Below are 12,340 nucleotides of genomic sequence, written 5' to 3' on the forward strand. Positions count from 1 at the left end.
GCATTGTCCGGGTTTTTTGTGGCTGTGATCACGGCATGCGCACCGGAATATCCGCTTTCTGCTTGTCCAGTTCAGTAGTTTGATGTACTTTTTTGCAAACGTTCCCAATTTAGGTTTGCACATATGTCTCTTCAGTCCTTATCCGATCTCTGCGGCAGTATTGATAATCTCGCCCGGATACTCATTTCGGACGATACACTGATTTTTGAAGTGCTGAATGCCGATCTGGTCAGAGAGTCCGGACTGATTGAGCATATCGGGCCGGTACAGGGCAAGCTGCAGGTTACCTTCAGGCGTCCTGAAGATGTCTCTGCACAAGACTTGCTGGCGATGGGAAATCTCATAGCCGCCAGACAACAGGCACGGTCTGAGGACTTTGCCAGACCGGTGCCGTGCGAGTTTCGTCCTTCGTGGCATATTTCTCCGCCTCAGGGGCTGCTGAATGACCCCAATGGCTTTATCTTTCATGATGGCCGTTATCACTTGTTGTATCAGTGGTTTCCTTATGCCTGCACGCATAATGACAAGCACTGGGCGCATCTGACCAGCCCGGATTTAATTAACTGGACCTGGCAGCCCGTTGCACTGACGCCCTCTCACTGGTTTGACAGCCATGGCGCTTTTTCGGGCCATGCCATCAGTCACGGCGGGGAACTTATGCTGTTTTATACCGGCAACACCCGCATCGGTGCACAAAGGGACAGGCAGACCACGCAGTGTCTGGCAACCTCAGCCGACGGTGTGCACTTTACCAAGCAAGGCCCGGTTATCAATGCCTTGCCACCCGGTGTGACAGCACATATCCGCGATCCTAAAGTCATCCGCCATCAGGACCGGTGGCTCATGCTGCTGGGCGCGCAAACAGACGATCTGAAAGGCCGGCTGGCTGTCTATCAGTCAGACGATCTCAAGCAATGGACATTTGACCGGCTCTGTGGCGAGGAACTCGGTGACTTTGGCTATATGTGGGAGTGCCCGGATTACTTTGAGCTGGGCGATCAGCGCTTTGTTGTGCTGGGGCCGCAGGGCATTGCGTCATTTTCGCCGCACAATAGCGTTCCTCATCATAATGGCATCGCCAAAGCCTGCTGGGACGAGCAGGGGAGGCTCACTCTTGCCGGGTTTCAGCCGCTGGATTACGGCTTTGATTTTTACGCGCCCCAGACCCTGCTGACTCCCGATGGCCGCCGGGTGTTATGCGGCTGGATGGGACTGCCGGATGAGGTCGATCAGCCTAGCGCCGATAACGGCTGGGTGCACCAGTTAACCTGCATGAGAGAACTGACGGTACGTGACGGCAAGTTATGCCAGTGGCCCGTTCGGGAGCAGGAAAAACTGGTGATCGCAGAGCAGGCGATCCAACTCTCTGCAACGCCGTTGGATCTGGCAATCAAAGCGTTTGATCTGTCACTCAGCCTGCAATGGGGAGATCAATTGCAGCTGTTTCAGAATGAAACGCAACACCTTGTGATTCGGGCTGACAGCCAGCGCCGGGCCTTGATCCTGGACCGCTGCCATACCCTGAACCGTGCCCAGGACACGGTTCGCGAACTGCCCCTGACATCCGATTGTGTGCAGCTGCGTATTCTGGCTGATACGTCCTCGGTCGAAATCTTTGTCAACGGCGGCGAAGCCGTAATGAGTTCCCGGATTTTTACCGACTCCAGAGCGACCTGCGTTTCACTGTCCGGCGAGGCGCGATCAGCGTTGTTGCGGACATACCGCCCGGCCAGTGCGCCATTTCCGTCTTAGCGCAAAGCAATGAGCAAAGAGAACAGACTGCCCGGCGATTCCCGGCAGTCTGTTGAATCATCTATTCGATATATTCAAGTAAAGCCTGCCGGGTTGGCAAAGCGGTCATGGCACCCTTTTGCGTGGTCGCCAGTGCACCACAGCCATTTGCCCACCTGACAGCGTCGCGGATGGTTTCGCTGTTTGCCCACGCCGGATGCTGCGCCAGCTTCGCCAGCAGGCCACCAACAAAAGCGTCTCCGGCGCCTGTCGTATCGACAGGACTCACTGTCTGGCCTGTCATCAGCTCGCAGGTATTGTCAAAAAGCACCAGCGCGCCTTTTGCCCCCTGGGTGATCAACACCAAGGGATGATTGTAAGGTTGGATGGCAGCCAGACCTTGCTCCAGGCTCTCTGTCTGTGTCAGAAACAGCAGTTCGTCATCGGAAAACTTGACGACGTCGGCCAGTGCTATTGCCTGGTGGACCACGGGAATGATGTCGTCAGTATCGGACCAGACATCTTCACGTAAATTCGGGTCAAAGCTGACAAAGCCGCCGCTGCGTCTGATACGGCGCATGGCTTCCAGCGTACTGCTGCGGCTGGGTTCACTGGCCAGCGCAATAGAGCAGACATGAAGCCATTCACCGGCTGAGAACTCAGGAATATCGGATACCTGCATGAACTGATCAGCACTTGGCTTGACCATAAAGGTAAAACTGCGCTCGCCGCTGGCATCGAGATCGACAATTACGGTTGAGGTTCGGTGTGCCTCATCCAGTCTCATGTGGTCGGTATTCACTTGCTCACTGGCCAGGGTTTGTTTGATAAAGCGCCCCAGTGGATCGTGTCCCACCCGGCCAAAAAATGCGGCCTGGCCGCCAAGACGGGCAATCGCCACGGCAACATTGGCCGGCGCCCCGCCCGGGCATTTCAGATAGCGGTTTTCACCGTCTGGTATCAAGTCGACGACTGCATCGCCAGTCACCCATATTTTGCTCATTGTATCTCCCCAAAACAGAAACATTCCTTTGGCAAAGTATGATTGCTGAATCGTTTCAGTAGGTCAATGAAAACATCAAATACTGACCGGTTCCCGGAGGTTCTGGTCGCCTGATTCTAAGTGGGAAACAGGCTATACAACTGGTTGAATTTGTGGTTAACATGCAGGTGAAAAGGAAATCTGAGAGACAGAGATATGGAAGTAACCATTCGTGCTTTAACCCCTGCTGATATTCCAGCATATCGCGACATTCGTCTGGAAAGCCTGCGGTTACATCCTGACTGCTTTGGGGCCAACTATGAGGAGCAGCGGCAGCAGCCAACCATGCATTTTGAGCGCTGTATCGCCAGCCAAAGTCCGCAACATACTATGTTGGGGGCATTTGAGGGGCTGGGGGCATTTGAGGGGGAGCAACTCGTCGGTTTGTGTGGTGTGTCTGAACTGGAAAACCGGACGGTGCTGCTTACACAAATGTACGTCAAAAGCCGGTGCCAGGGCACTGGTGTCGGCGTGGCGCTTATCGATGCGGCCAGACACACGGCGGCTGAAAAGCATCAGGCTTGTGTACTCCAGCTGGATGTCTATCCACATAACCTGGCGGCAAAGCACCGTTATGAAAAAGCCGGTTTCCAGGTCACGGGCCAGACCGCAGACGAGCTGATCATGACACTGAGGTTGCCATGATTGAGATTCAGCATCTGGATGCGGCACAGATCCCGATGTCATTGTTGCTGGAAGCTGATCCCTCTGAAGCCTGTATCCAGCGTTATCTGAACGGGGCTTATTGCCTGGCTGCTGTGGTTGATGGCGAAATCATCGGGGTCTGTGTTGCCAAGCTGATCGCAGAAAATACATACGAAGTCTTCAATCTGGCGGTCTATCCGGCGTTTCAGCAGCAGGGCATAGGCTCGCAGCTGTTATCTGCATTATTTCCCCGGCTGAAAGAGCAGGGTGTTCAGTCAGTCGTGCTGGGGACCGGTACGTTCGGTTATCAGCTGACGTTTTACCAGCGGCTGGGGTTTCGGGTCGAGAGTGTCGTCAAAGATTTCTTTCTTGATCATTATGATGAGGCAATCTTTGAGTTGGGTATTCAGCATAAAGATATGCTGCGGTTGAGGGTGGATTTATAACCGCTTGCAGCGAGTGCAGTGGCGAGTTGTTATATCTGAGTTTGAAGGTATGTCGCGCTTGAGTTCAGTGGTTCACTTGGCATTGTGTGATGCGCGCCAGGTACTCTTTATGGGCCAAAGAGTACCCAGAAAGCCCTTGTTTTCTTTGGCGTTGTCCGGGTCGGTTGCAGGCGCTCCCGGCGCCGACAACCTGAAAATTCGTCCTGAATTTTCCCCTGGGGGAGTGGGTAACTTTAGATTCTGAATCGTTGTTGGATAGAGCGTTTTGAGGCCTGCATTCATTAAGTTACCTCTGTCATTGCCGCGCAGGCGGTAATCCATGCAGCGAGTGCGGTGACGAGTTGTTATATCTGAGTTTGAAGGTATGTCGCGCTTGAGTTCGGTGCTTCACTTGGCATTGTTTGATGCGCGCCAGGTACTCTTTGTTGGGCCAAAGAGTACCCAGAAAGCCCTTTGTGTTCTTTGGGGTTGTCCGGGACGGTTGCAGGCGCTCCCGGCGCCGACAACCTGAAAATTCGTCCTGAATTTTCCCCTTGTAGAGTGGGTAACTTTGGATTCTGAATCGTTGTTGGATAGAGCGTTTTGAGGCCTGCATTCATTAAGTTACCTCTGTCATTGCCGCGCAGGCGGCAATCCATGCAGCGAGTGCGGTGACGAGTTGTTATATCTGAGTTTGAAGGTATGTCGCGCTTGAGTCTGGTGTCTTTGTCGGCATTGTGTGATGCGCGCCAGGTACTCTTTGTTGAGCCAAAGAGTACCCAGAAAGCCCTTTTTGTTCTTTGGTGTTGTCCGGGTTGGTTGTAGGCGCTCCCGGCGCCGACAACCTGAAAATTCGTCCTGAATTTTCCCCTGATGTTGTAGATTTCTTGGGCTATAACTCGTTGCTGGGCAGTTATCTTTAAATGCAGGCTAAGGTGTGTCTGGTTTGATGGCATGCCGCGTTTGAGCCCGGTGTTTCTTTTAGTATGGTTTGTGGGAACGTTCGACTCTCATAACTCATGAATACGGCTCATGGATTAATGAAATTAAATCATTTTTATTCATGGTTCGACCCAAGTATAAATCACTCTATTGTCAGCTTTATACAATATTACAGTTGGCTCTGATTAAGGCCATTAGGCGAAAATCAAACAACTGTGACGATGACGGACTGGAAAAAACAAAAATATAAAATTGTAAAGTCCGGAAAGAAAAAGAAATAAATTCAGGATTATCTCAGAAAATTGGATGACAGGTTACCATGAATAAAGATTTTAGATTTACGATAAAGAATATTTGTTTCGATGAAAATTATCATCCTTCAGATAATACCCGTATCACAACTAACTTTGCTAATTTGGCGCGAGGTGAAAGCCGTCAAGAGAACTTGCGCAATACTTTAAAGATGATTAACAATCGTTTTAATGCTTTGGCAAGTTGGGATAATCAAAAAGGCGATCGTTATTCTGTCGAGCTTGAAATCATTTCAGTGGATATGGATATTGAAGGCAGTGGTCAGGCTTTCCCATCGATTGAAGTATTGAAAACGAACATTCTTGATCATAAAACCAACGAACGCATTGAAGGCATTGTAGGGAATAATTTTTCCTCCTACGTGCGAGATTATGATTTTAGCGTATTACTGTTGGATCATAATAAGAATCAACCCAAATTCAGCATTCCGGATAATTTTGGCGAACTGCATGGAAAGCTCTTCCAGTGCTTTGTTAATTCAGATGCTTACAAGGCTAATTTTAGTAAGCCACCTGTTATCTGTCTCAGTGTTTCGGATAGCAAGATCTATCATCGCACTGAAAACCAGCATCCTGTATTGGGTTTTGAATATCAGCCCAATGAGTCTTCGTTGACTGAGCAATATTTCAAGAAAATGGGATTGCAGGTTCGCTATTTTATGCCTCAAAACAGTGCCGCGCCTTTAGCTTTTTATTTTTTTGGTGATTTGCTCAATGATTATACGAATCTTGAACTGATCAGCACCATCAGCACGATGGAAACGTTTCAAAAGATTTACCGGCCTGAGATTTATAATGCGAATGCTTCAGCGGGGAAATTATATCAGCCCAATCTGAAGAATCAGGATCATTCATTAACTCAAATTGTTTATGATCGAGCAGAACGCAACCAGTTGGCTATTGAACAAGGTAAATTTGCTGAGGAACACTTCATCAAACCATACCAAAGTATTCTTGAGCAGTGGTCTGCTAATTACGCTTTATAATTAACGATAAATTACAATAGAGCCTATTATGAAAACATTATTACCGACTTCAACTTCTGGCAGTTTACCTAAGCCCTCTTGGCTTGCAGAACCTGAAACACTTTGGTCACCCTGGAAATTGCAAGGTGAGGAATTAACTGACGGCAAACACGATGCTTTACGTGTGTCATTACAAGAGCAACAACGGGCAGGTATTGATATTGTCAGTGATGGCGAGCAAACCCGTCAGCATTTTGTGACGACCTTCATTGAGCACCTCAGCGGCGTTGATTTCGAGCAACGTAAGACAGTGAAAATCCGTGACCGCTATGATGCGAGTGTACCGACAGTCGTGGGTCCTGTGAGTCGCCCCAAGCCGGTTTTTGTTGAAGATGCCAAGTTTTTACGTCAGCAAACGAATCAACCCATTAAATGGGCCCTGCCTGGTCCCATGACGATGATAGATACGCTTTATGATAACCATTATAAAAGCCGCGAAAAACTTGCCTGGGAATTTGCCAAAATCCTCAATCAGGAAGCCAAAGAGTTAGAAGCCGCTGGCGTCGATATCATCCAATTTGATGAGCCTGCTTTTAATGTGTTTTTTGATGAGGTTAATGACTGGGGCATTGCGGCTTTGGAAAGAGCCATTGAAGGACTTCAGTGTGAAACGGCTGTACATATTTGCTACGGTTACGGCATCAAGGCTAACACAGACTGGAAAAAGACCTTGGGCTCAGAGTGGCGACAATACGAAGAAGTGTTTCCCAAACTGCAGCAATCGAACATCGATATCATCTCACTGGAATGTCACAACTCGCGTGTTCCAATCGAGCTACTGGAACTCATTCGGGGTAAAAAAGTCATGGTAGGAGCGATTGATGTCGCAACTAATACCATTGAGACGCCAGAGGAAGTTGCCAATACCCTGCGAAAAGCACTGCAGTTTGTCGATGCCGACAAGCTTTATCCTTGCACCAACTGTGGCATGGCACCTTTATCCCGCGACGTCGCAAGGGGCAAGCTGAATGCCTTGAGTGCAGGTGCAGACATCGTCCGAAGAGAGCTATTGGCTTAGTACCAGTACAGAGATGCTTAGCCGGGTTAGTAGCAGGGTTATCTTTTGATTTAATTGTTTTTTTCAAAAAACCAAACTGCTCCGCAATGATGCAAGGCGAGGATATGTTCCTCGCCTTGATCGATACGGTTACCTTGTTCGATACGTTTACAAGGCCGTCCACGGGCTGTTCGGAGCGCCCGGTTCGTTATTGAGTGTCCACCACATGGCTTGGTAGATGATGCCATTGTGGGTGACGCGATCACCGGTTTGATAGGTGGCCTCCGCAGACCAGCTGGCCGCATGGCTGAAGTCCAACTTTTCCCATGGCCCGTGGGGATGGCCGGGTTCGTCGTTTTGGGACCACCATTTGGCCTGATAGACAAAGTGATTGAATCTGACGCGATCACCGGCGAGATAGACGGCATCTGGTTGCCAGTCTGTCACGTCCGGCAGAGTGTTCATATCCAGATTACCGACACCGATATTCATAGCATTGAGCAGATCGCCATTGTCCTGACCGTATTCCCACGAGAACAGGCCGCCGAGTTTTTTGCTGGTAGCCAGCTGGCCTTTGGCGATGACATCTGCCGGGTGATCAAAGCCGACAAACGCCGCATCCGATCCACGCCATGCGTAGTGACACTGACAATCCGGGTCGAAACGAATCTCGAAGCCGTTCACGCCTTGTCCGTCCGGCCCGAGGATCTCATCTGAAATACGGGTATAGGTCGCGATACCTTCGACATCCCAGGGATTCACCGCTTTCGGAAAACCTCCGGTCGCCACGCCGCCAAAGGGCGATCCCTGAGGATTGAGGGTGACGCCGTCCCAGCCCTTGGCATACTTGGCAACGCCCAGTACGAGCTTGTCGGCAGGCATGCCTAAACCAAGCAGATTCTGAACCGCATCTTCAGCGCCAAAACCATACCCTTTAGCTAAGTTACCGCTATGGGCACTGATCGCGGTGTGATGGCCGATATTGTCAGATGACCAGGCTCCGAAAAAGTCGTAGGTCATCAGGAAAATCAGATCCATGGCAGGCTCTGCCCGCTGGTAGTTGACCTTGGCGGTATAGGACTCTGCTGTCGCTATGGCTGATGTCACCAGATACTCACGGCTGGTTTCGGCGCTGAGTTTGTCCATCGCAGCCCGCAGATCTATCATCAGGTCGGCATAGGCTTCCCCTTCAGCACGGTTTTGCGGCCATTCCCAGTCAATATCCACCCCATCAAAGGCTGGGTTTGCTTTCAGGTAATCCACCATGGCCTGAACGAAAACCTGCCGGTTGTTAATGTTCATCGACATAGGGGAGAACGGACCATCGCCGCCCCAGCCCCCGATCGAGGGCAGAATTTTCAGGTGCGGGAAGCGGGTTTTCAGTTCACTGAATTGGGCCGAGAAGGCTTTATCAATCGTGCTGTTATTTTCAGCCAGCGTAAAATCTGGCTTGCCGGTGCAGGTGGCTTCGTGGCCTGCCCGTTGACCCGGACCGCAAATATCTAAAAATGCGTAGAGGATATGTGTCAGGTTGTTCCCGTTGATCTGGCTGATACTGGCCGGATTCGACCAGTTGGCGACATAAGTGGCCATCACATGGCCGCTGCTTTGCTGGAACTCACCATGGGTGCCGGTGAACAGATCAGGCTCAGTGGCATGACTATAGGCAAAAGTGCTTGCAGCCATCAGCGCAAGAGCGGCAGGACACCATTTGAAAGCAGACTCAATCTTCATTGCTGATTCCTTCATCGTTGGATATCGCTTATATGGGATCAATTTCACTTTGTCGGCAAGTGCTGCGGCTGCGTTATCACAAGGTTCTGTGGTGGTGTTTAAAACAGTTTGTCACTGAGCAACTTGTTTTTTGCGGGAATATAGGATCTCCATCAATGTCTATTTCCCCTTGGGGAGTGGGTTTCTTGGGTTTTGTTGATGCGTTGTGGTTGGGATTTTGGTGCAGTTGAGGTATGTCGCGCTTGAGTTCGGTGGTTCACTTGGCCTTGTTTGATGCGCGCCAGTGACTCTTTGTTGGCACAAAGCGTAACCAGAAATGCCTTTTTGTTCTTTGGTGTTGTCCGGGACGGTTGTAGGCGCTCCCGGCGCCGACAACCTGAAAATTCGTCCTGAATTTTCCCCTGTGGAGTGGGTTTCTTTTAGTTTTTTTGGGGTGTTGTGGCTGGGATTTTGGTACGAATGAGGTATGTCGCGCTTGAGTTCTGTGGTTCATTTGACCTTGTTTGATGCGCGCCAGGTACTCTTTTGAGGTAAAAGAGTACCCAGAAAACCCTTTTTGTTCTTTGGTGTTGTCCAGGGCGGTTGTAGGCGCTCCTGGCGCCGACAACCTGAAAATTCGTCCTGAATTTTCCCCTGGTGGAGTGGGTAACTTTGGTTTTTGAATCGTTGTTGGATAGAACGTTTTTAGGCATACATTCATTAATTTACCTCTGTCATTGCCGCGCAGGCGGCAATCCATACCATGAGTGCGGCGACGAGTGGTGATATCTGAGTCTGAAGGTATGTCGCGCTTGAGTTCGGTGGTTCACTTGGCTTTGTTTGATGCGCGCCAGGTACTCTTTGTGGGCCAAAGAGTACCCAGAAAGCCCTTTTTGTTCTTTGGTGCTGTCCGGTGCGGTTGTAGGCGCTCCTGGCGCCGACAACCTGAAAATTCGTCCTGAATTTTCCCCTGGGGGAGTGGGGAATGCTGGTTTATTGCTCGTGATGAACAGGCATGCTTCAGAGCTGATGCATCATAATCGTGGTAGAAAGCAGTTTTACACGTCCTCTTCCGACAACATTTGACGGCAGTTACGAATCGTTAGCACTCTGATTTCATGGCCTAAGCTGTAAATAATACGATAGTGACCGAAAATGATTTCACGATAGTTTGTGTGGGGTATTTCTGGAACAAAGCGCCCCATTTCAGGCATGCTTCCGAGTAACTTCGTTTTGTCGAAAACATCATTGACCCACTTTTCTGCAGCAGATGGATTATCTAAAGAGATGAACTCTGCTACGTCACCAAGCTTCTGAAGCGCTAAAGGAGACCAAACCACTTTCATTTCTTAATGCGTGCTAGCACTTGAGCGCGTGCATCTTCATGAGAAACACCCAGATCTGAAGCTAATTGAGCTTCTGCTGTGCGCATTTCTTCCAGTAGTTCGATTTTCTCTTGCATTGCCTCGTACTCTGCAACGTCAAGAACCACAGCTACGCCTTTACCACGTTGTGTAATTACCAATGGACGACGAGTCTCATTGATTTGTTTGATATAAGAAGCGACACTTGCGCGAAATTCAGACAACGGCTGAATATCTTGATCGAAATGAATACGACTCATGTTGAACTCCGTTTGGTACAAAATAACGTACAAATGATAGTTCAGCCAGCTGTGATGAGCAAGAAGTTGATGCTGCGTTATAACGAATAAGGGACCGAAATCGCGTTGTGTCATCAGGGTCATGGCCTTAAAGTCAGTGAACAGACCGAATGTCGAGGGGCAGTCCCAAACTTTGCATTAACTGACGCTGTTGTTGACAACGGGAAGACCATATGCAAGCAACGCTACCACTTGACCTAATTCATTGTACCGTAAACACAAAACCTAACCTTGAACTGAAAATACCAAGCGTTTCGAATTACTCTTAAATACTTGTTAACCGGCTATCTCGAAGTGGATAAAAAACATGAGAAGATCGACATCCTTCGCTTTTGACAACCTGTAATCTTCACCAATGATATTGGAAACAGCAGACTTCCAGAAACTGAGTGCGCCTGAGTTTTCCAGAAGAATTCGAATTTGCCACTTACCGGGAAAAGTCTTTATTAGCTGTTCCAAAACGTCCTTACCTACGCCTTGGCCTTTAAACTTACGGAGTACAAAAAACTGAGCGATGTCATATAACGATAAGTCACTAGGATAGTGACGAATCAGAACAAACCCTGCAAGTTCGTTATTTACCATTATGAAATATGGGGTATGGTCATTTCGTTCCCAATAAGGATCAAACGTTGAAACGTCATAACCCCCAAACGTGCCATCTTTGTCAGGATTCCATTTCATATACTCTGACATATCGTATACGTAGTAGCAGAACAAATTTTCAAGTATGTGCCGTTCTTCTCTTTTGATTTGTACTAGCTGAACTTCCATCTTTCTCCTTGCCAATTAATGCCCGCTTAAGTGGTGAGCAACGCAATACGATGCATCCGCATATCACCTAAATCAATAAATTTTCGGCAAAAAATGCCACGCGTTGCGAATCCGCCTTTAAGTGTTAGTCAGGTTTATCTCCAGCCCACTACTGCCCAAGCATGTGCATAAAGAATAAAACAACACACAAATAAAGGAACAACCAATGAAATCATATAGCTAAACAGCAAGTAGAACACTTTCCCTACCGCGCTGACTGTCGCTTTAGTAAGGGCTTTATGCATCGTTATGATACTGTAGCAAGATGCGGCAAAGAGAACTAATAATACAATCAGAATATAATAATCATGAGAATTTATTGCGTTTGAAAAATATAATGCTCCTGGTAGAGCACAAACTTGAATCATCAATACCTTAATAAAAGCTTTCAATTCAATTGGAATAACTGTTCTCCTAAAACCTAACGAATGACATGGACTCCACTCATCAGGCTTTGCCACATGTGGTAAGTTTGATTACGAAATCGCCTGAGGCCATCAACATGTCACTATCTATCAATAGCATTGATTTAGCCAAACATAGCTTCAGTATCCACGGTGAAGATCACCAAGGCAAGGCGTTGATTAACAAAACAATATCACGCTCAAAAAGTCCTTGAGACGTTGGCTAATATCCCACCCGCAATTATCGGGCTCGAAGCCAGCCCCCCCGTAGCAGAGGCAACCCGCCACACCGCCCTCCGGCGTTCAATCAAGCTATTTCCGTAATCATACCGCTTCGGGCTTGTTCAACACCCGGATAAAGTGTCGGCTGCGCGACACTTCCCCTGATTTGTTATAAGCACTTTTTACCCACCAAAGCATCGGTAATATACTGCTGATGGCTGCTGAGGTATTTGATATCTGTTAGGTAAGCTAAATGATGCCCATCTTTGATATTTTCGATGAAAGCTTGATTACCCTTACTGGCTTCATTGTGCATGTTGCGTATTCCGCCGAAGTTGAACACTTATTCCGGCTGAACATGAACACTTAACTTTTTCAACGTATCACGACAGTTGTTTTTTAGCTTA

11 protein-coding genes are annotated in these 12,340 nt (G+C 48.6%); 5 read left to right on the forward strand and 6 right to left on the reverse strand.

Annotated elements, in window-relative coordinates; all coding sequences use genetic code 11:
• Positions 1-123: 123 nt before the first annotated feature.
• Positions 124-1,752 (forward strand): glycoside hydrolase family 32 protein, encoded by a 1,629-nt coding sequence (locus P0Y67_RS14885; RefSeq protein ID WP_342392496.1) that lies wholly within the window; start codon positions 124-126, stop codon positions 1,750-1,752.
• Positions 1,753-1,813: 61 nt separating this feature from the next.
• Here the strand turns inward: P0Y67_RS14885 and P0Y67_RS14890 are convergent, their stop codons facing one another.
• The gene (locus tag P0Y67_RS14890; RefSeq protein WP_342392497.1) at positions 1,814-2,734 is read right to left on the reverse strand and encodes an aminoimidazole riboside kinase; all 921 of its coding nucleotides are present in this window, start codon (positions 2,732-2,734) and stop codon (positions 1,814-1,816) included.
• A 195-nt stretch (positions 2,735-2,929) separates the two neighbouring features.
• Here P0Y67_RS14890 and P0Y67_RS14895 point away from each other — a divergent pair, with 195 nt between their 5' ends.
• From P0Y67_RS14895 to P0Y67_RS14910, 4 genes are all read left to right on the forward strand, one after another.
• On the forward strand, positions 2,930-3,418 hold the full coding sequence (locus tag P0Y67_RS14895) for an N-acetyltransferase (RefSeq protein WP_342392498.1): 489 nt from the start codon (positions 2,930-2,932) through the stop codon (positions 3,416-3,418).
• Positions 3,415-3,864 carry a GNAT family N-acetyltransferase gene (locus P0Y67_RS14900; RefSeq protein WP_027250701.1) on the forward strand — a complete coding sequence of 150 codons (450 nt, stop codon included), beginning with the start codon at positions 3,415-3,417 and terminating at the stop codon, positions 3,862-3,864. Before P0Y67_RS14895 ends, P0Y67_RS14900 begins: the two co-directional genes overlap by 4 nt.
• Before the next feature lie 1,240 nt (positions 3,865-5,104).
• A complete protein-coding gene (locus tag P0Y67_RS14905) occupies positions 5,105-6,082 on the forward strand; it encodes a DUF1852 domain-containing protein (protein ID WP_342392499.1) in 978 nt (325 codons plus the stop codon).
• 28 nt (positions 6,083-6,110) lie between these two features.
• On the forward strand, positions 6,111-7,139 hold the full coding sequence (locus tag P0Y67_RS14910) for a methionine synthase (RefSeq protein ID WP_342392500.1): 1,029 nt from the start codon (positions 6,111-6,113) through the stop codon (positions 7,137-7,139).
• A 147-nt stretch (positions 7,140-7,286) separates the two neighbouring features.
• Here P0Y67_RS14910 and P0Y67_RS14915 read toward each other — a convergent pair whose 3' ends face one another.
• The 5 genes from P0Y67_RS14915 to P0Y67_RS14935 all read right to left on the reverse strand — a co-directional run bounded on the left by P0Y67_RS14915 (position 7,287) and on the right by P0Y67_RS14935 (position 12,249).
• Positions 7,287-8,852, reverse strand: coding sequence for a glycosyl hydrolase family 18 protein (locus tag P0Y67_RS14915; protein WP_342392501.1), 1,566 nt, complete (start codon positions 8,850-8,852; stop codon positions 7,287-7,289).
• A gap of 1,037 nt (positions 8,853-9,889) precedes the next feature.
• Entirely contained in the window at positions 9,890-10,177 is a 288-nt protein-coding gene (locus P0Y67_RS14920) for a type II toxin-antitoxin system RelE/ParE family toxin (protein ID WP_342392502.1), read from the reverse strand.
• On the reverse strand, positions 10,174-10,455 hold the full coding sequence (locus P0Y67_RS14925; RefSeq protein ID WP_027250707.1) for a type II toxin-antitoxin system Phd/YefM family antitoxin: 282 nt from the start codon (positions 10,453-10,455) through the stop codon (positions 10,174-10,176). Before P0Y67_RS14925 ends, P0Y67_RS14920 begins: the two co-directional genes overlap by 4 nt.
• A gap of 315 nt (positions 10,456-10,770) precedes the next feature.
• Positions 10,771-11,268, reverse strand: coding sequence for a GNAT family N-acetyltransferase (locus P0Y67_RS14930; RefSeq protein ID WP_342392503.1), 498 nt, complete (start codon positions 11,266-11,268; stop codon positions 10,771-10,773).
• Positions 11,269-12,102: 834 nt separating this feature from the next.
• A complete protein-coding gene (locus P0Y67_RS14935) occupies positions 12,103-12,249 on the reverse strand; it encodes a hypothetical protein (protein WP_446728840.1) in 147 nt (48 codons plus the stop codon).
• Positions 12,250-12,340 lie beyond the last annotated feature (91 nt).

Origin of the sequence: Photobacterium sp. SP02 (assembly GCF_038519165.1) — a bacterium.
In the GTDB taxonomy this organism is placed as follows: domain Bacteria; phylum Pseudomonadota; class Gammaproteobacteria; order Enterobacterales; family Vibrionaceae; genus Photobacterium; species Photobacterium halotolerans.

Bases quoted from the DNA above. Each gene is read 5' to 3' on its own strand.
- P0Y67_RS14925 (WP_027250707.1), bottom strand. From the start codon at position 10,455: ATGAGTCGTATTCATTTCGATCAAGATATTCAGCCGTTGTCTGAATTT.
- P0Y67_RS14890 (WP_342392497.1), bottom strand. From the start codon at position 2,734: ATGAGCAAAATATGGGTGACTGGCGATGCAGTCGTCGACTTGATACCA.
- P0Y67_RS14885 (WP_342392496.1), top strand. From the start codon at position 124: ATGTCTCTTCAGTCCTTATCCGATCTCTGCGGCAGTATTGATAATCTC.
- P0Y67_RS14900 (WP_027250701.1), top strand. From the start codon at position 3,415: ATGATTGAGATTCAGCATCTGGATGCGGCACAGATCCCGATGTCATTG.
- P0Y67_RS14935 (WP_446728840.1), bottom strand. From the start codon at position 12,249: ATGCACAATGAAGCCAGTAAGGGTAATCAAGCTTTCATCGAAAATATC.
- P0Y67_RS14930 (WP_342392503.1), bottom strand. From the start codon at position 11,268: ATGGAAGTTCAGCTAGTACAAATCAAAAGAGAAGAACGGCACATACTT.
- P0Y67_RS14920 (WP_342392502.1), bottom strand. From the start codon at position 10,177: ATGAAAGTGGTTTGGTCTCCTTTAGCGCTTCAGAAGCTTGGTGACGTA.
- P0Y67_RS14910 (WP_342392500.1), top strand. From the start codon at position 6,111: ATGAAAACATTATTACCGACTTCAACTTCTGGCAGTTTACCTAAGCCC.
- P0Y67_RS14915 (WP_342392501.1), bottom strand. From the start codon at position 8,852: ATGAAGATTGAGTCTGCTTTCAAATGGTGTCCTGCCGCTCTTGCGCTG.
- P0Y67_RS14895 (WP_342392498.1), top strand. From the start codon at position 2,930: ATGGAAGTAACCATTCGTGCTTTAACCCCTGCTGATATTCCAGCATAT.
- P0Y67_RS14905 (WP_342392499.1), top strand. From the start codon at position 5,105: ATGAATAAAGATTTTAGATTTACGATAAAGAATATTTGTTTCGATGAA.